The organism is Vibrio sp. MMG023 (assembly GCF_021654215.1).
GTDB classification, from domain to species: Bacteria; Pseudomonadota; Gammaproteobacteria; order Enterobacterales; family Vibrionaceae; genus Vibrio; species Vibrio jasicida.
This window is the reverse complement of the sequence record NZ_JAKFZP010000013.1, coordinates 1-21,946: the sequence shown is the minus strand read 5'-3', so window position 1 is coordinate 21,946 and position 21,946 is coordinate 1. Positions and strand designations below refer to the sequence as shown.

The window sequence follows — 21,946 nt, the reverse complement described above, 5'->3', positions numbered from 1 at the left end:
CTAACTCTGGGAGGTCATACTTTGTTAAGTATTCTCGTCACTCAATTCGTCGTACTCTGGGCCGTCATCGACCCGATTGGTTCAGTACCCGTTTATCTATCGCAGACTCAGCACCTTACGGCAAAACAGCGTCGTCTCGTCGCATTAAAAGCCATTGCCATTTCAATGGGTGTGTTGCTGTTCTTTCTTATTGCCGGTCAGTTGTTACTGGAAGCAATGCAAATCCCATTACCGGCCTTCCAAGCCGCTGGTGGTTTAGTGCTATTACTGTTTGCATTGTCGATGATCTTTGGTGAAAGCAAGCCAGAACAAGAGCAAAAACTGGGCGAAGAAGTCAGCCACTCGGATCTCGCTGACTTAGCCGTTTACCCTCTTGCGATTCCTTCGATTGCGTCGCCGGGTGCAATGATGGCCATCGTGATGCTCACCGATAACAATCGCTACTCTTTCGTCGACCAAGCAATGACCGCAGGCGTGATGATTGCGGTACTTCTGGTTACCCTCTTCTTGTTACTGGGTGCAAACACAATTCAAAAAGTGATTGGTAACGTAGGTGCAGCCATCATCAGCCGCGTAATGGGGCTTATCCTTGCCGCTGTTGCACTGAATAATTTGCTGCTTGGTATAAAAGATTTCTATGTTAATTGATAAAACTCTTAGACCTTTGGCTAATTTAACATCAAATTAACATCACACTTTTATTCCTACTTCTTCTCAAACGCCCTAAAAATGGGCGTTTTTGCTTTTTAGCGTCCCGACTAAAGTTGAAAAGAGTTCTTGCCAGTGCCTTGCTAATGTACATGTTGAAACATTTTTTTAACAACAATACCAATCGTAAGGAGACGGCAATGGCATTTGAAAGCGAAGAAAGAGCCAAAGCCTACTGGGACAAGAACGTGAAACTCATGATTACCCTAATGGTCATTTGGTTCGTAGTGTCTTTCGGCTGCGGCATCTTATTTGTCGACGTACTTAATCAATTTCAATTAGGTGGATACAAACTAGGCTTCTGGTTTGCTCAGCAAGGCTCCATCTATGCCTTCCTCGGTATTATTTTCTACTACGCGTGGAAGATGCGCCAAATCGACCGTGAATTCGGCGTGGATGAGTAAGGAGTAACTCAGATGGATTTGAAAACTATTACCTATCTTGTAGTTGGCGCGACATTCGTCCTCTACATCGGTATTGCGATTTGGGCACGTGCGGGCTCAACCAAAGAATTCTATGTAGCAGGCGGCGGTGTAAACCCTATCGCTAATGGCATGGCAACCGCAGCAGACTGGATGTCAGCAGCATCGTTCATCTCAATGGCAGGCTTGATAGCCTTCATGGGTTACGGCGGTTCGGTATTCCTAATGGGCTGGACTGGCGGTTACGTACTGCTTGCACTTCTGCTTGCACCATACCTACGTAAGTTCGGTAAGTTTACCGTGCCAGAATTCGTAGGTGAGCGTTTCTACTCTAACGCAGCGCGTATCGTAGCGGTTGTGTGTCTGATCATCGCATCGGTGACTTACGTTATCGGTCAGATGAAAGGTGTAGGCGTGGCGTTCGGTCGCTTCCTTGAGGTGGATTACTCAACCGGTCTATTGATTGGTATGTGTATCGTATTCATGTACGCCGTAATGGGCGGTATGAAGGGCATTACCTACACGCAGATTGCTCAGTATTGCGTACTCATTTTGGCTTACACTATTCCTGCAATCTTTATCTCTCTGCAACTTACGGGTAACCCACTACCTCAAATCGGCTTAGGCAGTACCATACAAGGCACCGATGTCTATCTGCTCGATAGGCTCGACCAGGTGGTGACCGAACTCGGCTTTAGTGAATACACTACTCAAGTTCGTGGCGATACGTTAAACATGTTCGTTTACACCATGTCACTAATGATCGGTACTGCGGGTCTGCCACACGTCATCATTCGTTTCTTTACTGTACCTAAGGTGCGTGATGCGCGTACATCAGCAGGTTGGGCATTACTTTTCATTGCGATCCTTTACACAACAGCGCCGGCAGTATCTGCAATGGCACGTCTAAACCTAATGGATACGGTTAACCCAGCTCCTGGTCAGCATCTTGCTTATGACGAGCGCCCTGACTGGTTCAAGAACTGGGAGAAAACAGGTCTGCTAGGCTTTGATGATAAGAATGGCGATGGTCTGATTGAGTACACATCAAGCCCAGCGACTAACGAGCTAAAAGTTGACCGTGACATAATGGTACTAGCAAACCCAGAGATTGCTAAGCTACCAAACTGGGTCATCGCTTTGGTTGCAGCAGGTGGTCTCGCAGCGGCACTATCGACGGCAGCGGGTCTACTATTGGCTATCTCGTCCGCGATATCACATGACTTAATCAAAGGCGTGATCAATCCAAATATATCCGAGAAGAAAGAGCTGCTTGCGAGTCGAATCTCTATGGCGGTCGCCATCGCAGTCGCCGGCTACTTGGGCTTGAATCCGCCAGGATTTGCAGCCGGAACGGTAGCCCTCGCCTTCGGTCTGGCGGCATCCTCCATCTTCCCTGCGTTGATGATGGGTATCTTCAGTAAGAGCATCAACAAAGAAGGCGCAATCGCAGGTATGATTGCAGGTATCAGTATCACGCTATTCTACGTATTCCAGCATAAAGGCATTCTATTTGTTGCTGACTGGACGTACCTACAAAGTTGGGGGCAGAACTGGTTCCTAGGTATTGAACCAAACGCATTTGGTGCAATCGGTGCGGTATTTAACTTTATTGTGGCGTTCGCTGTATCAAGAGTGACAGCAGAAACACCACAAGAAGTAAAAGACCTAGTCGAGCACGTACGTGTACCAGCAGGCGCTGGCGGTGCGGTAGACCACTAAAATATAACGCAAACCACAAAAGCCCCGCATGGGGCTTTTTTATTCACTTAACTTATTCTAATAATTAGATATTACCTGAACCGTAGCAAGGAAGCATACCAATGCCATTGATTATATGTTCAGGGGTTACGCGGAAAAAATCGCTTAGAACAAGGCAAAGATTGCAGCAAGCTAGTTGCTCTAACTTCAAAATCTTTAACGAAGTTATTAGCGATTTTAGCCAGTAAAAATGAACAGATAATTGATGGGATTAGTATTTTATGTTCAAAAACAAACACTTTATTATCGCCTTGTTGATCGCCCCAATTTTGTCTTTAATCGCTTATTTCGGTACAGACATGGCTCTGAGTGAGAAACCTCATGCCGCCAAAGAAGGGGAAAGCTACAAGCTGGCCAGCAAGTCGAATTGCCGTTACACCAGTGGCTTGTGTGATATGGAGAATGGCGACTTTAAAGTGAAGTTTCGCTCAGAAAAGCTGACGCCAGATAGCTTAGAGTTGTCTTTACATGCTGCTTACCCACTCGAAGGGGTTAAGCTTTCAGTCGTGGATAGCCAAGAGCAAAACGCACAGCCGATTGACATGAAACCAGCGGATCAAGCCGGACAAAACTGGACCATCACTTTGCCTAAGCCTGCATCAGCAGAGAGTTGGTTACGTGTTGCGATTCAATCTGAAGGCACGTTCTACTACGGTGAAACGCAAACGGCATTTGTAAAATACGAAACCCTGTTTACGGATAAATAACTTACCTGCTCCATAAGGCTTGAAGACGCATTTGAGCCGACCTTATCTCGCGAAAGAATACCGAGCTTAATTGTAGGGATTGAGCTCTCCCACTTCAGCCGATACTGAGTCCGAGTATCGGCTTTTTTTGTTGTGTTATTTCCTCAAAAAAGCTGTGGTTGCTAATCGACAATTAATTGATAATAATTATCATTATCCTAAGTATCGAGGTAACTATGGACAGCAGCCAAGCCATCTACAACGCCTTTTTTAAAGCGCAAGACCGATTCCTTCATGTGTATGCGCCAAGCGGATTCGAACCCGATGTGATTCATGATTACATCCATTGGGGTATGGTGCTGTCGTCCATCTACGATCACGATGCAGAGCACGAAAACCTGTTGTTGTGCGAGCTGTATTTGCGCCAAGTCTACTTCCATCTTCTCGACGCGATTCAAGACCCTACTCGTAGTCGTATCTTCCGCCGAGTCTGCCTCGATTCCATTCACACTCCGCTACTTTGTCTCAAACGCTACTACTACCAGTTTGAGGATGGCGATGTGAAATTTCTCTCATTACAACAACAATTACGTCTGATACAGACGCCACTCGATTAAACAAAAGGAACCTACCATGACCACGGAATTCCGTATCGAAGCGGATAGCATGGGCGAAGTCAAAGTCCCTGTGAACGCTTTGTATCAAGCCCAAACTCAACGTGCTGTCGATAACTTCGCTTTCAGCACACACACCATGCCGACGGGCTTTATCCAAGCTCTTGCTCACATCAAACAAACTGCAGCGCTCACCAATGCTCAACTTGGCTTGCTAGAAGGTGATATTGCCAATGCCATCGCCGATGCCGCTCAAGCAATCATTGATGGTAAACACCTCGACCAATTCCCTATCGATGTATTCCAAACCGGCTCGGGCACCAGTTCCAACATGAATGCCAACGAAGTGATTGCAACATTGGCGTCTGAGCACCTAGGCGGAACGGTCAATCCAAATGATCACGTTAATATGGGTCAAAGCAGTAACGACGTAGTGCCTACTGCGATTCAAGTTAGCTCTGCAATTGCGATTGAAAAACAGCTACTGCCTGCACTTTCTCACTTAAGTGAAACACTAAAGAGCAAGCAACAAGCGCTTAAAGATGTGGTGAAAACAGGTCGTACGCACCTCATGGATGCGATGCCAATTACCTTCGCCCAAGAGCTTGGTGGCTGGCAGTTCCAAATCGAGCACGCCAAACAAGCCATCGAACAAACACTGCCAGTTGTGAAAGCGTTAGCCCAAGGCGGAACAGCGGTAGGGACAGGGATCAACGCCGATCCACGCTTCGCCGATCTTTTTGCCGATAACCTAACGCAATCAACGCGCATCGAGTTTGCTTCAAGCAAAAACTTCTTCTTCAATCTCAGCAGTCAGGATGCGATCGTTGCCCTATCAGGACAGCTCAAAACAGCAGCAGTTGCGATCATGAAGATCGCAAACGATCTTCGCTGGATGAACTCAGGTCCACTAGCAGGCTTAGGTGAAATCGAACTGCAAGGCTTACAACCGGGCTCTTCTATCATGCCGGGCAAAGTGAACCCTGTGATTCCAGAAGCAGCAACCATGGCGTCGGCACAAGTGATTGGGAACGACGCGACCATTACCGTTGCAGGTCAATCGGGTAACTTCCAACTTAACGTGATGCTACCAGTGATAGCTCACAATGTATTAGAAAGCATTGAACTGCTGTCGAACAGCGCCGTTGCTTTGGCAAACAAAGCCATTGCGACGTTTGAAGTGCGCCAAGACAACCTTGATGTTGCACTGGCGAAGAACCCGATTCTGGTCACCGCACTTAACCCTGTGATTGGCTACCTAAAAGCAGCGGAAGTGGCGAAGAAAGCCTACAAACAAGGTCACGCTATCATTGATGTAGCGGAAGAAGAAACGGACTTAGATCGTGCCACATTAGAAAGATTGCTCGATCCAGCCAAACTGACTCAAGGCGGCGTTGCAGAATAAGCCACCGACCGATCACCCCCTTAAAGCAAAAGACCTCCAATCGGAGGTCTTTTTTTTCTAGGCGACTCGATTGAGTACCGAACGTAATTTCAAAGGTTTCACCGGTTTGGCGATAAAACTGAACCCATTGGCTTTAATGCCTTCCATCATGTCATCGGTTCGATCGGCACTGATGATCACTCCTTCAAAGCGGTTACCCAGACGCAAGCGGCATTGCTGCAACACTTCTAATCCTGTTCGACCATTATCTAAACGATAATCGGAGAAAATAACATCCGGCAGCCAATCGTCTTCGATCGCTTTCAGACTCTCAACGATGTCGGTCGCAATGCGAATATCACAGCCCCAGCGTGAGAGTAGATTTTCCATTCCAACCAGAATGTCTGGCTCATTATCGACACACAGTACGCGAATATGACTTAAATCGGATTGTGCACTCTTCACAGCTTTGACTGCCGGAATGTGGACCTTCTCTGCCTTATCTAAGGTAATCGAGAACACGCTGCCTTGACCAAACCAAGAACGCATCGAGATTTCATGTCCTAGTACTTGAGCAATACCTTTCGAAATAGCCAAGCCTAACCCTAAACCTTGGTCAGAACGAACTTGAGTACCGCGATTAAACTCTTCGAAGATCTCTTGTTGCTTCTCTTCTTCGATGCCCATGCCGTTGTCCCATACATCAATACGCACTCGCCCTTGTACGCGACGTACACCGAGCGCCACTTTGCCATTCGGGCTATATCGGAACGCATTGGTAAGGAAGTTCTGCACCACGCGGCGTAGCAATTTCGGATCAGATTTCACCATCAAAGACGATGGGATCATGGTGAACTCAATGCCTTGTTGTTTCGCCAATGCGCTGAATTCCGCATTCAAGTTTGCCAACACATCATTGACCGCAAAACCATGCACATTAACGTCCAACTTGCCTGACTCCAAACGCGAAATATCCAGCAAGTCACCAATCAAATCTTCCGCTGCCCCTAACGCACTCTCAATGTGGGTCGACAACTTTTGGGTTTCACTGTCTTTGGCAACTTCCGACAGCGAAGAAGCAAACAGGCGAGCGGCGTTCAACGGTTGCATCAAGTCATGACTTACCGCGGCTAAGAAGCGCGACTTGGATTGTGACTCATGCTCAGAACGCTGCGTCGCTGCCACCAGTTGTTTGTTCAATTGTTCCAACTCACGAGTACGAGCACGAACGCGCTCTTCTAGTGTCTCATTAGCGTCTTTCAGAGCTTGCTCCGCATCGCGGAACACGGTGATATCGGTAAAGCTCATCACGAAACCGCCACCGGGCATTGGGTTCCCTTGCACTTCAATTACGCGACCATCAGGGCGCACACGGGAAGAGGTATGTCGCGTGCCTTGCTCAAGGTGATAAACACGGCGACGAACGTGGTCTTCAGGGTCACCCGGACCACATAAACCTTGCTCAGCATTATGACGAATCACATCCGCAATCGGACGCCCGACCTGAATCAATCCCGGCGGGAAGACAAACAACTCCAGATAACGTTGGTTCCACGCCACTAGCCTCAGTTGCTTATCGACCACTGCGATGCCTTGCCCAATGTGTTCAATCGCACCTTGCAGCAAACCACGGCTGAAATCGTACAGCTCTGAGGCTTCATCAACGATGGTCGCCACTTCTTCAAGTTGCATGTTCCTGCCTTGCAAAGCAGAAGTAAGTACTAACTTAGCTGAAGAGGCACCAAACACACCAGCAAGTACGCGCTCGGTATGTCGAATCAAGGTAGAAGGAGCTTGTTGATTGGGAAGCAGCTCTTCGCGTTGCTGACTCCAATAGGTTTGGAAGGCAGATTTCACTCGCGTGCGTCCAACAAATCGAGAGGCTAACATCTCCAGTTCACTGACCGTCACACGGCTCTGATACAAGCTGATGTTTTCACTCTCAGGCAACGGCGTACCAACGAATGACGCCGATTGTAAGCGTTCACTTATGCTTGGGCGCGTAGCTAGTGATACCGCGACAAAACACGCGGTATTCGCCACCACGCTGAGGATCATGCCCCAGTCAGAAACAGCAATACCAAAACCTGCCAATAAATCAGGCGGAGTGATCAACCAAATCAGCAAGTTGTTACTTGCATCGCCCGCCAGCATGTCGGTTTGGCTCATTAAAGTAATCAACCAAATGGTGAACCCCACCAGCAGACCGACATACACGCCTTTCTTGTTGCCCTGACGCCAGTACATACCGCCAAGCAGAGACGGAGCAAATTGGGTAATCGCTGCAAACGAGAGAAAACCTATCGCAGAGAGTGAGTGGATACTATCTAAAGCCTGATAAAAGCCCCATGCACCAATCAAAAGAAGCAGAATAAGCCCACGGCGTATACGTAATAACAGTGTAGAGAAGTGATGATGATTGCGTTTTGATAACTTCATTCTGCGCAGAATCAACGGCATCACCAAATCGTTAGATACCATGATCGCTAAGGCAATGGTCGAGACGATGACCATGCCACTTGCCGCGGAAGTACCGCCCAAAAATGCTAGTAAGGCGATGTCATTCGCGCCCACCGCCATCGGCACGCTGATCACGTACGTATCGGCAGGGCTGCCACTCAGTAGACTTTGCCCTACCCATGCGATTGGCAGAACGAAAATGCCCATCAGAATCAGATACAACGGGAACAACCAACGCGCAACGTGCAAGTCTTGCGCGCGTTCATTCTCGACCACCATGGTATGGAATTGACGTGGCAAACAGACAATCGCCAGCATGGTCAGAATGGTATGAATCAGCAAGGTCGGAATGTTAGGGGACTCATAGGTTTCAGCGGCGATATCAGCGAGGAGGAAGCTCTCGGTATCCATCGCGAGCCAAACAATAAATACGCCCACCACTAAAAACGCCACCAACTTAAGCACTGATTCAAACGCAATCGCCATCATCATGCCGCGGTGATGCTCGGTGTTATCGATATGACGCGTACCAAACAGCATGGTGAAGATCGCCATCGCCCCGACCACAAACCAAGATACGCTGTAGTTTTGATAACTGAGATCAGATGCTAAATCTGGCGCGATGATCTCCAACCCCATGGTGATGCCACGCAATTGCAAAGCGATATATGGAAGGATGCCTGCCACCGCGATTAAGGTGACAACCACCGCCAAGCCTTGTGATTTGCCATAGCGGGCGGCAATGAAATCGGCAATGGAGGTGATGTGCTCGCGTTTAGCAATCAAGATCAGCCGAGCGAGGACGCGCCAGCCGATGGTAAACACGATGATCGGCGCAATATAGATGGGTAGGAAGGACCAAGGGTTGTTGCTCGCCTGTCCGACCGTGCCATAGAAGGTCCATGACGTACAGTACACCGCAATCGACAAACTGTAGATCCATGGTCGCCAACGCGCTAACCATCTCTTTTGTTTGTCACCGTACCAAGCGATTAAAAACAGGATTCCCAAATACGCCAAAGAAACGGGAATCACTAGCCATCCTTGCATCCGATATCCTTTCTTACTTTTCTTGCCTTTCTTGCTGTTTTTAAAGCAAGGAATAAAAAACCTCTCCATAAGGGAGAGGTTTCATTTAACACTGCTTTCACAACAGAGACAAAGGTTAGTTTTTAATCTCTGTCACAGAAGCTTAATTCTGTGCTTCGGAAGCATTAGCTGAGAGATCAACCACATTACTTTCATCATTTTGAGGCTCAACTTTGATAAACAGTGCAATAAAGCCCATCGCCGCCATCAACCAGAAGATATTCGCCCCCCAGTGCTCATAGCCCCAACCACTGATCACCGTCATCAACGCGATAAACGCACCAAGTGGGATTGCGTTATACAGTGCCTGCAATGCCACCATCTTGTTCTCAGCTGAGTTCTGGATGTATTGAATCGCGGCAATGTGCGCCATTGCAAACGTCACGCCGTGAAGCATTTGCACTACCACCAACGCCAAAATAGAGGTCGTAGACGCAGTCATGCCCCAACGTAGCATCACACCACCAGCCGCAACCACAAACAGAGTGCGTAAAGACCAACCAGCGAATAGACGCTTACTCAGAGCAAACACAGCAACTTCAGCTGCCACGCCCAAGCTCCATAAGTAGCCAATCACATCTTCTGAGTGACCAGCCGCTTTCCAGTGAATCGCACTAAAACCGTAGTACGCCGCGTGGCTACCTTGGATTAACGCCATCAACACAAGGAACTTCACGACCGGCTTATCCGTAAGCAATGCAGAAAGTTTTGGACGCTCAGAATGTTGACCTTCGCGTGTCACTGGCATTGGATTGGTGTTACGCATTGCAAATAAGAGCGAGATAAAGACACCGACCATCGCCGTGTACAAAATCATGTCAGAGCCAAACTCTGCCACCAAGTAACCCACCACAGTCGAGCCTGCAATAAAGGCAACCGAGCCCCACAAACGGGTACGACCGTAATCGAGCATTTTCAAACGCGCGTAGTAGTTCGCCATCGCATCCGACAAAGGTACCACCGGGCCACAGCACAAGTTAAACAAGATGGTAGCGAGTGCCATTAACCAAAAGTTGCCACCAGTGAAAAAGTGGAAACCAACAAAAATGAGGGCAGCAAAGCTCAACCAACGTAGGGCAGGCATGATGTGTTCGACTTTATGTAGACGTGGGGTGAGTACCATGTTCGCCACACAGCGCGTCGCCAAACCTAGACCAACTAACAGACCAATATCTGTTGGAGAAACGCCCTGCTCTTTAAACCACAACGACCAAAATGGCAGATACACGCCATACGCAAAAAAGAATCCGAGAAAGTACTGGGAAATCCAGCCATACGGAGAGGGTTTCAACATCACTGACATCCTAAAAAACGACAAAAACTAACGACTTCCGCCACGTAAACGTTTGGGACGCGGAATTATGGATCGCAATGCGTAATAGAAAAAGGGAAGAATCGGCAACTTACCGTTTCCTCAATGGCACAGGGTCTCGAAATGCAAAATTAGATTGTGACGATTTAGACCAAAGTCGTCTGGCTTCGACAGGGAAATTTGTCAGACTTAGAATGTGTTCCCACCAAATTTAGGTGCTCTAATGCCTGACAAATTTAATATGCAATCTCAACCGTTCGACCGCCTGACTGACGCACAGCAAAATCGACTGCGCTCGTCTCTTGATGTGGCGTACTACCGAACGCGAGATGTCATCTTAGCTTGTGGGCAAGACAACCCTCACCTGCACGTGCTGATTAAAGGCGCTGTAGAAGAGCGCTCAAAAGATCAAGACGAAGTGTTTGCTCACTACGCTAACGACGACATGTTTGATGTACGCTCTTTGTTTGAAGAAAGCGTGCGCCATCAGTATGTGGCACTGGAAGATACCCTCTCGTACTTGCTGCCCAAAGAAGTGTTTCTTGAGCTGTATAACGAGAACGGACAGTTCGCTGCCTACTTCGATAACAACTTATCCAAACGCCAAGCCCTCATTGAAGCCGCTCAACAACAGCAAAACCTAGCGGAATTCATTCTGACTAAAGTCGATAGCAGCATCTATCATCCACCGATGCTATTGGCACCTGATATGCCAATTAATCAAGTCACCAAAACACTTAAAGACAATGGCATTGATGCCGCTTTGGTTCAGCTTAACCAAGATGACCCGCGCTTAGAGCAATATCCATCGGCGCATCCCTACGCGATAGTGACGCGAACCAATATGCTCCATGCCGTAATGCTTGACGACCACTCACTCGATACGCCAGTAAGTGAGATAGCCACCTTCCCGGTTTATCACGTGGATGATGGTGACTTCTTGTTTAACGCCATGATCACCATGACACGCAATCGCATGAAGCGTCTAATGGTGTGCGAAGGCAGTCAAGCGGTCGGTATGTTGGACATGACGCAAATCCTCAGTGCGTTTTCCACTCACTCACACGTACTGACACTCAGTATTGCTCGAGCCAGCAGCGTGGGAGAGTTAGCCCTTGCTTCTAATCGACAGCGTCAGTTGGTGGACAGCTTGCTAACCAATGGCATCCGTACTCGCTTTATCATGGAGCTGATATCTGCCGTAAACGAACAAATCATCGAAAAAGCGTTTGAGCTTGTGGTGCCACCAGCACTGCACGATCACTGCTGTCTGATTGTGCTTGGCTCGGAAGGTCGTGGAGAGCAAATCCTTAAAACGGATCAAGATAATGCATTGATCATCCAAGATGGGCTGGAATGGGAACATTGCGCCGAAGTGATGCAAACCCTCACCCATACCTTGCAACAACTGGGTTATCCACTCTGCCCTGGCAAAGTCATGGTTAACAATCCGAAGTGGGTCCGAACGCAGCAAGACTGGATTAAAACGCTCGATGGTTGGATTGCTAAAGCACAGCCAGAACAAATCATGGATTTAGCCATCTTCAGCGACGCTCATGCGGTCGCAGGCAATCGAGAGTTGCTCACACCTATCGCCGAGCACCTCAGAGACAGCATGGAAGATCGCATGTTGATTCTGTCCGATTTCACTCGCCCCGCTCTGCAGTTTTCCGTGCCTCTTACTCTATTTGGTAACGTAAAAAGTGCTAAAGACGGGCTGGATATTAAGCGTGGTGGCATTTTCCCAATCGTGCATGGTATTCGCACCTTGGCATTGGAATACGCAATTGAAGAGAAGAACACCTTCGAACGTATCGAAGCACTGAGAAACAAGCGCATCTTAGAACCAGAAACCGCAGATAACCTCAATGAGGCACTGAAGCTGTTCTTTAAGATTCGTTTGAACCAGCAATTGAGTAAGCAAGAAGCATTGAACAACATCGACATCAAACAGTTAGACAGGACAGAACGAGACTTGCTACGCCACAGCTTACATGTGGTGAAGAAGTTTAAGCAGTTCTTAGGCTTCCATTATCAAATCCGTGATTAGAGTCTTTTAGGCAAATAAGACGAGAGGTAACAGGGATGAATTGGCTACAAAGGAAATACTGGCATTACAAGCTGAAGGGCTCACCTTATCAGCCACTGTTTTGTTCGCCGCAAAAAGGCGAATTTATCTCTCTCGATTGCGAAACCACCAGCTTGGACCCAAATCGAGCCGAGCTGGTCACCATCGCTGCGACAAAAATCATCGACAATCGCATCATCACCAGCAAACCGTTCGAAGTTCGACTGCGCGCCCCACAATCACTCGATTCAGGCTCGGTAAAAATTCACCATATCCGCCACCAAGATTTGGTGGATGGTATCAGCGAAAAAGAAGCGCTCATCAAGTTACTCGACTTTATCGGTAATCGCCCTTTGGTTGGCTACCACATTCGCTATGACAAAAAAATCCTCGACCTCGCTTGTCTGAGGCATTTAGGCTTCCCACTCCCTAACCCGCTTATCGAAGTGAGCCAGATTTATCACGACAAGCTCGAACGTCATTTGCCTAACGCCTACTTCGACTTAAGTCTTGATGCAATTTGTAAGCACCTCGAGCTACCGATTCAAGACAAACACGATGCCCTGCAAGACGCAAAATCCGCGGCTTTGGTGTATGTGCGTCTAACCAAAGGCGATTTACCAAACCTGAGTGTGCCTTATACCCAATAGGCTTAAGACTCAGCTTTCGATCCACCTCCCACATTCGCTTTAAATTCAGCAATATCGCGGCGCATTCCTCACTCTCATCCTAAAGTCTAATTGTGGAAATACGCGCTGTGACTGACAGTTATATGCACAGCAACGTTCTTGATGAATCACAGACTAAAGAACGGAAACAGCCCTACAAAAGACGAAGGTCAAGAATTAAAGGCACAAGGAGAGAAGCCATGAGCGAAGCCCACGTTTATCCGGTAAAAGAAAATATTAAAAACCATACGCATGCGGATAATGACACTTACCTAGCCATGTATCAGCAGTCGGTAAGCGACCCTGAAGGCTTCTGGAGCGAACACGGTAAAGTTGTCGATTGGATTAAGCCATTCACTCAAGTTAAAAACACCTCTTTCGATACTGGTCACGTCGACATTCGTTGGTTCGAAGACGGCACGCTGAACGTATCTGCAAACTGTATTGACCGCCACCTTGCCGAGCGTGGCGATGAAGTCGCGATCATCTGGGAAGGCGATGATCCTGCTGACGACAAAACCCTCACATTCAATGAACTACACAAAGAAGTGTGTAAGTTCTCTAACGCACTAAAAGAGCAAGGCGTGCACAAAGGCGACGTGGTTTGTCTTTACATGCCAATGGTGCCAGAAGCGGCTATCGCAATGCTGGCATGTACCCGTATTGGTGCGGTTCATACCGTGGTATTTGGTGGTTTCTCACCAGAAGCCCTGTCCGGTCGTATCATCGACTCAGATGCGAAAATCGTTATCACCGCTGACGAAGGCGTTCGTGGTGGCCGTGCAGTACCACTGAAGAAAAACGTTGATGAAGCACTGACGAACCCAGAAGTGAAGACCATCGACAAAGTTGTCGTTCTAAAACGCACGGGCGGCGACATTGATTGGCACGAGCACCGTGACGTTTGGTGGCACGAAGCAACGGCTGTCGTTTCTGATGTGTGCCCACCAGAAGAGATGAAAGCGGAAGACCCTCTATTCATTCTTTACACTTCAGGCTCAACAGGTAAACCAAAAGGCGTGCTGCACACCACAGGTGGTTACCTAGTGTACGCAACCATGACCTTCAAATACGTGTTCGATTACCAAGAAGGCGAAACGTTCTGGTGTACAGCGGATGTGGGTTGGATTACAGGTCACACTTACTTAATTTACGGCCCACTGGCGAACGGTGCGAAAACCATTCTGTTCGAAGGTGTACCAAACTACCCAAGCACGGCTCGCATGAGTGAAGTGGTTGATAAGCATCAAGTAAACATTCTCTATACTGCACCAACTGCGATTCGTGCACTAATGGCAAAAGGTAACGAAGCGGTAGCCGGAACATCTCGTTCAAGCTTGCGTGTAATGGGCTCAGTAGGTGAACCTATCAACCCTGAAGCATGGGAGTGGTACTACAAGACCATTGGTAATGAAAACTCACCTATCGTTGATACTTGGTGGCAAACAGAGACAGGCGGTATCTTGATTGCGCCACTGCCAGGCGCAACCGATCTAAAACCAGGCTCAGCAACTCGCCCATTCTTCGGCGTACAACCTGCACTAGTAGATAACATGGGTAACATCATCGAAGAAACGGCAGCAGAAGGTAACTTGGTGATCCTTGATTCATGGCCAGGTCAGATGCGTACAGTTTACGGCGACCACGAGCGCTTTGAGCAAACCTACTTCTCTACCTTCAAAGGCATGTACTTCACCAGTGATGGTGCTCGTCGTGACGAAGACGGCTATTACTGGATTACAGGTCGTGTAGATGATGTGCTGAACGTTTCAGGTCACCGTATGGGTACCGCAGAGATTGAGTCAGCATTGGTTGCACACGATAAGATTGCGGAAGCGGCGATTGTCGGTATTCCTCATGATATCAAAGGTCAGGCAATTTACGCATACGTCACGCTTAATGACGGTGAATTCCCATCAGCCGAGCTGCACAAAGAGGTGAAAGACTGGGTACGTAAAGAGATTGGTCCAATCGCGACACCAGACGTACTGCACTGGACAGACTCTCTACCGAAAACTCGCTCTGGTAAGATCATGCGCCGCATCCTACGTAAGATTGCAACGGGTGATACCAGCAACCTAGGTGATACCTCGACACTGGCCGATCCAAGCGTTGTAGACAAGCTAATTGCAGAGAAGGCAGAACTGGCATAACACCCAGCCCCTGTTTTAAACGCTAGCCCTAAAAGCCACCATTGCATATGGTGGCTTTTTTGTGCGTGGACGCAAAATAAACCACAGAAAGCACGTGGCAATTATGTTGTTTTTGTTAACTTGGTTACAGAAACGGCGGGGGCTATTGGGAGATTAGACCAGTAAATTGCTGCTAATTGCTGTGAATTAGCTATAATCTTGGTCGATTTTTTAAAATTTGCTCGGTTTTAACAAAAAAATCGTGCTGAATTATCGTATATTTGGGAATATAAACGTTCCACTCACGATAAAGGAAGATAGCAACATAATGTCTGCAAAGTCACGGATTCTAGTTCTAAACGGACCAAATCTTAACCTATTAGGTCTGCGTGAACCGACACATTACGGTAACAACACCCTAGCACAGATTGTTGATGCATTGACTGAACAAGCTCACAACTCTGGGGTGGAACTTGAACACCTGCAATCGAATCGTGAGTACGAACTGATTGAAGCTATCCACGCTGCGTACGGCAAAGTGGACTTCATCATCATCAACCCAGCAGCTTTCACTCATACCAGTGTGGCGCTGCGTGATGCATTACTTGGCGTAGCCATCCCATTTATCGAAGTGCACCTATCGAACGTTCACGCTCGTGAGCCGTTCCGTCATCATTCTTATCTGTCTGATAAAGCAGAAGGGGTGATTTGTGGCTTAGGCGCACAAGGTTATGAATTCGCTCTGTCTGCAGCAATCGCGAAATTGCAGGCAAAGTAAACCAAACACTCTGCAGCCCTTTGGGGTTGTCTTAATCACAAGATAAAAGAGAAAGAAAAGATGGATATTCGTAAAATCAAGAAGCTAATCGAGTTAGTTGAAGAATCTGGCATTGCTGAGCTAGAAATCTCTGAAGGTGAAGAGTCAGTACGCATCAGCCGTAATGGCCCTGCATCTGCTCCAGCACCAGTTCATTACGCAGCAGCTCCAGTAGCAGCACCTGCGCCAGTAGCAGCTCCAGTAGCAGACGCACCAGCAATGGCAGCAGAAGCACCAGCAGCAGTTCCTGCAGGTCACCAAGTTCTTTCTCCAATGGTTGGTACTTTCTACCGCTCTCCAAGTCCAGATTCAAAGTCATTCGTTGAAGTTGGTCAGAGCGTAAATGCTGGCGACACTCTATGTATCGTTGAAGCAATGAAAATGATGAACCAAATCGAAGCGGACAAATCAGGTGTTGTAACTGCAATCCTAGTTGAAGACGGCCAGCCAGTTGAATTCGACCAACCACTAGTTGTAATCGAATAAGCGGGGCTTGCCTTATGCTAGATAAAGTAGTCATCGCGAACCGAGGTGAAATTGCACTTCGTATCCTTCGCGCTTGTAAAGAATTAGGCATTAAGACTGTGGCAGTGCACTCAACAGCTGACCGCGATCTTAAGCACGTACTGCTTGCAGACGAAACAGTATGTATCGGTCCTGCTCGTGGTATCGACAGCTACCTAAACATCCCTCGTATCATTTCTGCAGCAGAAGTGACGGGTGCAATTGCGATTCACCCGGGTTACGGCTTCCTATCTGAGAACGCAGACTTTGCTGAACAAGTAGAGCGCAGCGGTTTCATCTTCGTTGGTCCTAAAGCAGACACCATCCGCATGATGGGTGACAAAGTGTCAGCAATCAACGCAATGAAAAAAGCAGGCGTTCCTTGTGTACCAGGCTCTGACGGTCCACTAGATAACGACGAAGACAAAAACAAAGCTCACGCTAAACGTATCGGCTACCCAGTAATCATCAAAGCCTCTGGTGGCGGCGGTGGTCGTGGTATGCGTGTTGTACGTTCTGAAGCGGAACTTGTTCAAGCTATCGCTATGACGCGTGCAGAAGCAAAAGCGGCATTCAACAACGACATGGTTTACATGGAGAAATTCCTAGAAAACCCTCGTCACGTTGAAGTTCAGGTAATTGCTGATGGCCAAGGCGGCGCTATCCACCTAGGTGAACGTGACTGTTCTATGCAGCGTCGTCACCAGAAGGTTGTTGAAGAAGCTCCAGCACCAGGTATCACAGAAGAAATGCGTAAGTACATCGGTGAACGTTGTACACGTGCATGTCTAGAAATCGGTTACCGCGGCGCAGGTACGTTCGAATTCCTATACGAGAACGGTGAGTTCTACTTCATCGAAATGAACACTCGTATTCAGGTTGAGCACCCAGTAACAGAAATGGTTACTGGTGTTGACCTAATTAAAGAACAGCTACGCGTAGCAGCAGGTCAGCCATTGTCATTCACTCAGGATGACATCAAGATCCGCGGCCATGCGATTGAGTGTCGTATTAACGCAGAAGACCCAGAGCGTTTCCTACCTTCACCAGGTAAGATTGAACGCTTCCACGCGCCAGGCGGCATGGGTGTTCGTTGGGAATCTCACATTTACACAGGCTACACAGTACCACCTCATTACGATTCAATGATTGGTAAACTGATCACTTACGGTGAGAACCGTGATGTAGCGATTGCACGTATGAAGAACGCACTAGGCGAGATGATAATTGAAGGCATCAAGACTAACGTTACTCTACAAGAGTCAATCATGAATGATGAGAACTTCCAGCACGGTGGTGCGAACATTCACTACCTAGAGAAGAAGCTAGGCCTACAATAAGCCTTCGCTAACCTCATAATAAATGCCCACATCTGTGGGCATTTTTGTTTTGTATAAAGTCTATACTCAAACAAATCGTAGAGTTCTGGTAAACTCTGCGCCACTTCATTCACTTTAAGAGCAAAAACAAATGCCTTGGATTCAAATCAAACTCAACGCGACCAATGAAAACGCTGAGCAAATCGGCGACATGCTAATGGAAGAGACTGGTGCGCTGTCTGTAACATTCCTAGACGCGCAGGATACGCCCGTATTCGAACCTCTACCAGGCGAGACTCGCTTATGGGGCGATACTGACATTCTGGCACTGTACGATGCAGAAGCAGATACAAACTTCATCATCACTCAAATCAAAGCAAGCGGCATGCTAGCGGACGATTTTGCTTACAAAGTAGAACAGCTAGAAGACAAAGACTGGGAACGCGAATGGATGGAAAACTTCCACCCAATGAAGTTCGGCGAACGTCTATGGATTTGTCCAAGTTGGCGTGATGTTCCTGAACCAGACGCAGTTAACGTTATGCTTGATCCTGGTCTGGCTTTCGGTACGGGCACTCACCCTACAACAGCACTTTGTCTTGAATGGCTAGAGAGTTTAGATCTATCTGGTAAAACAGTTATCGACTTTGGTTGTGGCTCAGGCATCCTTGCGATCGCAGCGATCAAACTTGGCGCAGGCAAAGTTATCGGGATCGATATTGATCCTCAAGCTCTTCAAGCTTCTCGCGATAACGCAGAGCGCAATGGTGTTGCTGACCAATTAGAAGTGTACCTTCCTCAAAACCAACCTGAAGGCCTAATCGCTGACGTGGTTGTTGCTAACATTCTTGCTGGTCCATTACGTGAACTTGCACCTATCATTAAAGGTTTGGTTAAACCAAATGGTGACCTAGCTATGTCTGGTGTTTTAGACACTCAAGCAGAAGACGTGGCGAACTATTACCGTGATGAGCTTCACATTGATCCAATCGCAGAGCAAAGCGAATGGTGTCGTATCTCCGGTCGTAAGCAAGGCTAGACAAGGTTTTCAGGGCTAATTGTTTGAATTTCATACAAATTACAAAAACAATTTGTAAATGCTCAAATATTAGTCTTTTCACGCAGTAAAAAAATGCGTAAAATGCGCGCCCTTGCTGGTACAGAACTGTGATGACGTTTTGAAAATCGGAAACTATCAACTTAAGAACAATCTAATCGTAGCCCCTATGGCTGGTGTAACGGATAGACCGTTTCGCGAGTTGTGTCTTCGCTATGGTGCGGGAATGGCCGTCAGTGAAATGATGTCTGCTAACCCGAAACTATGGGGAACGTCAAAGTCGAAACAGCGCATGGTGCATGAAGGCGAATCGGGCATTCGCTCTGTACAGATTGCCGGTTCCGATCCACAGCTTATGGCCGATGCGGCTCAATTCAGTGTTGAAAACGGTGCGCAAATCATCGACATCAACATGGGCTGCCCAGCAAAGAAAGTGAATAAGAAGCTGGCGGGTTCTGCACTGCTTCAATATCCAGACATCATCAAAGAGATTTTGACTGCGGTAGTGGACGCGGTAGACGTTCCTGTAACGTTAAAGACCCGTACTGGCTGGAACACAGAAAATAAAAACTGTGTTCACATCGCTAAATTAGCCGAAGACTGCGGCATACAGGCTCTTGCACTGCATGGCAGAACAAAAGCGTGTATGTACAAAGGTGAGGCCGAATACGACAGCATTAAAGCGGTTAAACACGCTATATCCATTCCGGTTATCGCAAACGGTGATATCGATAGCCCGGAGAAAGCGAAGTTTGTACTGGAGTACACCGGTGCAGACGCTTTAATGATTGGACGCCCTGCCCAAGGTCGTCCTTGGATTTTCCAGGAAATCCATCACTATTTGGAAAACGGCACCACAATGGATGAGCTTCCAAGTGAGGAAGTGAAAACCATTATGCTTGGTCATGTTAACGCTCTGCATGATTTTTATGGAGAGTTCTTAGGTCCACGTATCGCGCGTAAGCACGTTGGTTGGTACCTAAAAGAGCATGAACAAGCGAGTGAGTTTCGCCGTACCTTCAATGCTATCGATGCAGCTGAGCTGCAGCTTGAGGCATTAGAGGGTTATTTTGATAACGTTGCATCATAATTAAGAGAAGAGCTAGACCGAATATGTTCGAACAAAATCTGACTTCAGAAGCATTAACAGTAACTACAGTAACGTCACAAGACCAGATTACTCAGAAGCCTTTACGTGACTCTGTTAAAGCGTCTCTTAAAAACTACCTAGCTCAACTAAACGGCCAGGAAGTAACTGAACTATACGAATTAGTTCTAGCTGAAGTTGAACAGCCACTATTAGATACCATCATGCAGTACACTCGCGGTAACCAAACTCGCGCAGCAACTATGATGGGCATCAACCGCGGTACTCTTCGCAAAAAACTTAAAAAGTACGGCATGAACTAATATCAGTTCATACAGTAATTTTGTAAAAAAGGCTTAGTCAGCAATGGCTAAGCCTTTTTTATTAGCTTCAAGCTCCTGACACTTCAACTCTTCCAAACGCTTCTCCCTCACCTTTGTACAAACATTAGTCAAGTCTGATGCTTTGAACTGTGATCAGTATTGATTGTGAACTCAATACAAACAGATATAATCAACAACTTACATTGGATAAAGGAACTAACCTCATGATTTACAAAGAAAGGGACGATTGGCTTCATGCCATTTTGAATACCCTCCCTGATCATGTCTTTATCCTCAATGAGCAAGGCCGCTATATCGAAAGTTTCGGTGGTACTTACCATTCAAAACACTTCAATGCACAAAGCTACACCAACCTCACGTTAAACGATGTTTTATCGCCGAGTAAAGCCGCTGAGTTAATCGGTTATATTAACGATGTGCTTCACTCTAACGAGCCTAAGGTCGTCAAATACAGTATCGCTCTGCAAGACCACCTTTTAATGCCAATAGAAGAACTAGAAGCATTAGAGAACCCAGAAGAAACGTGGTTTGAAGCGATCATTAAACCCGTAGAAAGCATTCAAGGTGATGAAGACTTGGTGATTTGGTCCGTGCGTGATGTCACCAAAACGCATCTGCTAGAAAGGCGCCTCAAAGAGCTCTCAGAGACAGATGAATTAACAGGTGTGTTGAATCGCCGAGCATTCCTAACAAGCCTAGATAGGTCTCTGAGCTCGCATTCGCATCCATCTCAAACCCTAACTTGCGTTATGATTGATATTGATCACTTCAAAGAGATCAACGATCAGGTTGGGCACTTCTCCGGCGATCAAGTGATCAATCATGTGGCCAAGATTTGCCAACGTGCAATCCGTGGAACTGATTTTATTGGTCGTTTAGGAGGGGAAGAATTTGCCGTGATCCTAACCAACACCAGCGCAATACAAGCCTACGAGATAGCAGAAAGGATCAGACAAGCGATCCAAAACGCGCCATGCAAAATAGATGGTATCGAAATCAGTACAACGGTTAGCATTGGTGTCGCGGAGTATGACGGGCAAGTATTGAGCGCAAAAGAGTTAATGGTTAACGCAGATAAAGCCATGTATTACTCAAAACACTCCGGACGTAATCAAGTCACTCTGTATCATGGCAATATTCCTGACGTCAAACTTCAGCACTCTACCAACTTAAGAATCCAAAAAGTTTCTTAACCCCTCAGCTTTATCATCCATACTACCCAACGTCCCACGTCTCCCTTAAAACGCTCACACTTAGCTCTTATACCTACATCTAGTATGAGGCTAGGCATGCCCAATATGTTTTAACAACGAGCTTAAGGCTGTTCTAGAGGCGTGGAAGGTGGTGACATTGTGAGAGACTAGGTAGTGCGTTAGCACTATCTCATGATAAATATAGTAAACAGGAAAGATATACAGACTTTAGAAAGTGATGTGCCTTTATAGAGGCGTTCTCAAATTTACTTTGCTCCAAATGCAAAAAAGCCCACTCTTTCGAGTGGGCTTCTTCAAATT

At 47.2% G+C, this 21,946-nt stretch carries 18 protein-coding genes; 16 read left to right on the top strand and 2 right to left on the bottom strand.

All coding sequences use genetic code 11. The features are described 5' to 3' along the window. The first annotated feature begins 21 nt into the window (after positions 1-21). From L1076_RS24990 to L1076_RS24965, 6 genes are all read left to right on the top strand, one after another. A complete protein-coding gene (locus tag L1076_RS24990; protein WP_005448274.1) occupies positions 22-648 on the top strand; it encodes a MarC family protein in 627 nt (208 codons plus the stop codon). Between the two features lie 200 nt (positions 649-848). After that, positions 849-1,112, top strand: a complete 264-nt coding sequence (locus L1076_RS24985; RefSeq protein ID WP_005448273.1) for a DUF4212 domain-containing protein — start codon at positions 849-851, stop codon at positions 1,110-1,112. Between the two features lie 12 nt (positions 1,113-1,124). Continuing rightward, a complete protein-coding gene (locus L1076_RS24980; RefSeq protein ID WP_038870957.1) occupies positions 1,125-2,852 on the top strand; it encodes a sodium:solute symporter family protein in 1,728 nt (575 codons plus the stop codon). 260 nt (positions 2,853-3,112) lie between these two features. Continuing rightward, on the top strand, positions 3,113-3,598 hold the full coding sequence (locus tag L1076_RS24975) for a hypothetical protein (RefSeq protein WP_042604415.1): 486 nt from the start codon (positions 3,113-3,115) through the stop codon (positions 3,596-3,598). A gap of 215 nt (positions 3,599-3,813) precedes the next feature. Beyond that, positions 3,814-4,194 carry a hypothetical protein gene (locus tag L1076_RS24970; protein WP_005440416.1) on the top strand — a complete coding sequence of 127 codons (381 nt, stop codon included), beginning with the start codon at positions 3,814-3,816 and terminating at the stop codon, positions 4,192-4,194. Positions 4,195-4,210: 16 nt separating this feature from the next. Next, positions 4,211-5,596, top strand: a complete 1,386-nt coding sequence (locus tag L1076_RS24965) for a class II fumarate hydratase (protein ID WP_237304688.1) — start codon at positions 4,211-4,213, stop codon at positions 5,594-5,596. 57 nt (positions 5,597-5,653) lie between these two features. Here L1076_RS24965 and L1076_RS24960 read toward each other — a convergent pair whose 3' ends face one another. Together L1076_RS24960 and L1076_RS24955 are read right to left on the bottom strand one after the other, a co-directional pair. After that, the gene (locus L1076_RS24960) at positions 5,654-9,085 is read right to left on the bottom strand and encodes a PAS domain-containing hybrid sensor histidine kinase/response regulator (RefSeq protein WP_042602258.1); all 3,432 of its coding nucleotides are present in this window, start codon (positions 9,083-9,085) and stop codon (positions 5,654-5,656) included. Positions 9,086-9,227: 142 nt separating this feature from the next. Next, positions 9,228-10,418, bottom strand: coding sequence for a 3-phenylpropionate MFS transporter (locus L1076_RS24955; RefSeq protein WP_237304687.1), 1,191 nt, complete (start codon positions 10,416-10,418; stop codon positions 9,228-9,230). A 241-nt stretch (positions 10,419-10,659) separates the two neighbouring features. Here L1076_RS24955 and L1076_RS24950 point away from each other — a divergent pair, with 241 nt between their 5' ends. From L1076_RS24950 to L1076_RS24905, 10 genes are all read left to right on the top strand, one after another. Next, entirely contained in the window at positions 10,660-12,486 is a 1,827-nt protein-coding gene (locus tag L1076_RS24950) for a DUF294 nucleotidyltransferase-like domain-containing protein (RefSeq protein ID WP_045409322.1), read from the top strand. Between the two features lie 35 nt (positions 12,487-12,521). Further along, positions 12,522-13,154 carry a 3'-5' exonuclease gene (locus L1076_RS24945; protein ID WP_045409319.1) on the top strand — a complete coding sequence of 211 codons (633 nt, stop codon included), beginning with the start codon at positions 12,522-12,524 and terminating at the stop codon, positions 13,152-13,154. A 218-nt stretch (positions 13,155-13,372) separates the two neighbouring features. Further along, positions 13,373-15,325, top strand: a complete 1,953-nt coding sequence (acs, locus tag L1076_RS24940) for an acetate--CoA ligase (protein ID WP_005428764.1) — start codon at positions 13,373-13,375, stop codon at positions 15,323-15,325. Between the two features lie 307 nt (positions 15,326-15,632). Beyond that, positions 15,633-16,082: a type II 3-dehydroquinate dehydratase gene (gene aroQ, locus L1076_RS24935; RefSeq protein WP_005428757.1), complete on the top strand. Its 450-nt coding sequence runs from the start codon at positions 15,633-15,635 to the stop codon at positions 16,080-16,082. A 60-nt stretch (positions 16,083-16,142) separates the two neighbouring features. After that, the gene (gene accB / locus L1076_RS24930; RefSeq protein ID WP_038896819.1) at positions 16,143-16,607 is read left to right on the top strand and encodes an acetyl-CoA carboxylase biotin carboxyl carrier protein; all 465 of its coding nucleotides are present in this window, start codon (positions 16,143-16,145) and stop codon (positions 16,605-16,607) included. A 14-nt stretch (positions 16,608-16,621) separates the two neighbouring features. Continuing rightward, positions 16,622-17,965, top strand: coding sequence for an acetyl-CoA carboxylase biotin carboxylase subunit (gene accC, locus L1076_RS24925; protein WP_005440401.1), 1,344 nt, complete (start codon positions 16,622-16,624; stop codon positions 17,963-17,965). A gap of 130 nt (positions 17,966-18,095) precedes the next feature. After that, entirely contained in the window at positions 18,096-18,983 is an 888-nt protein-coding gene (gene prmA, locus L1076_RS24920; RefSeq protein WP_005440399.1) for a 50S ribosomal protein L11 methyltransferase, read from the top strand. A 139-nt stretch (positions 18,984-19,122) separates the two neighbouring features. Continuing rightward, entirely contained in the window at positions 19,123-20,091 is a 969-nt protein-coding gene (gene dusB / locus L1076_RS24915; protein ID WP_032803127.1) for a tRNA dihydrouridine synthase DusB, read from the top strand. Between the two features lie 23 nt (positions 20,092-20,114). Continuing rightward, a complete protein-coding gene (fis, locus tag L1076_RS24910; RefSeq protein ID WP_000462885.1) occupies positions 20,115-20,411 on the top strand; it encodes a DNA-binding transcriptional regulator Fis in 297 nt (98 codons plus the stop codon). A 224-nt stretch (positions 20,412-20,635) separates the two neighbouring features. Continuing rightward, the gene (locus tag L1076_RS24905) at positions 20,636-21,625 is read left to right on the top strand and encodes a sensor domain-containing diguanylate cyclase (RefSeq protein ID WP_039974234.1); all 990 of its coding nucleotides are present in this window, start codon (positions 20,636-20,638) and stop codon (positions 21,623-21,625) included. Positions 21,626-21,946 lie beyond the last annotated feature (321 nt).

Coding starts and splice junctions, on each gene's coding strand:
- L1076_RS24985 (WP_005448273.1), top strand. CDS start 849: ATGGCATTTGAAAGCGAAGAAAGAGCCAAAGCCTACTGGGACAAGAAC.
- L1076_RS24980 (WP_038870957.1), top strand. CDS start 1,125: ATGGATTTGAAAACTATTACCTATCTTGTAGTTGGCGCGACATTCGTC.
- L1076_RS24975 (WP_042604415.1), top strand. CDS start 3,113: ATGTTCAAAAACAAACACTTTATTATCGCCTTGTTGATCGCCCCAATT.
- L1076_RS24970 (WP_005440416.1), top strand. CDS start 3,814: ATGGACAGCAGCCAAGCCATCTACAACGCCTTTTTTAAAGCGCAAGAC.
- L1076_RS24965 (WP_237304688.1), top strand. CDS start 4,211: ATGACCACGGAATTCCGTATCGAAGCGGATAGCATGGGCGAAGTCAAA.
- L1076_RS24960 (WP_042602258.1), bottom strand. CDS start 9,085: ATGCAAGGATGGCTAGTGATTCCCGTTTCTTTGGCGTATTTGGGAATC.
- L1076_RS24955 (WP_237304687.1), bottom strand. CDS start 10,418: ATGTTGAAACCCTCTCCGTATGGCTGGATTTCCCAGTACTTTCTCGGA.
- L1076_RS24950 (WP_045409322.1), top strand. CDS start 10,660: ATGCCTGACAAATTTAATATGCAATCTCAACCGTTCGACCGCCTGACT.
- L1076_RS24945 (WP_045409319.1), top strand. CDS start 12,522: ATGAATTGGCTACAAAGGAAATACTGGCATTACAAGCTGAAGGGCTCA.
- acs (WP_005428764.1), top strand. CDS start 13,373: ATGAGCGAAGCCCACGTTTATCCGGTAAAAGAAAATATTAAAAACCAT.
- aroQ (WP_005428757.1), top strand. CDS start 15,633: ATGTCTGCAAAGTCACGGATTCTAGTTCTAAACGGACCAAATCTTAAC.
- accB (WP_038896819.1), top strand. CDS start 16,143: ATGGATATTCGTAAAATCAAGAAGCTAATCGAGTTAGTTGAAGAATCT.
- accC (WP_005440401.1), top strand. CDS start 16,622: ATGCTAGATAAAGTAGTCATCGCGAACCGAGGTGAAATTGCACTTCGT.
- prmA (WP_005440399.1), top strand. CDS start 18,096: ATGCCTTGGATTCAAATCAAACTCAACGCGACCAATGAAAACGCTGAG.
- fis (WP_000462885.1), top strand. CDS start 20,115: ATGTTCGAACAAAATCTGACTTCAGAAGCATTAACAGTAACTACAGTA.
- L1076_RS24905 (WP_039974234.1), top strand. CDS start 20,636: ATGATTTACAAAGAAAGGGACGATTGGCTTCATGCCATTTTGAATACC.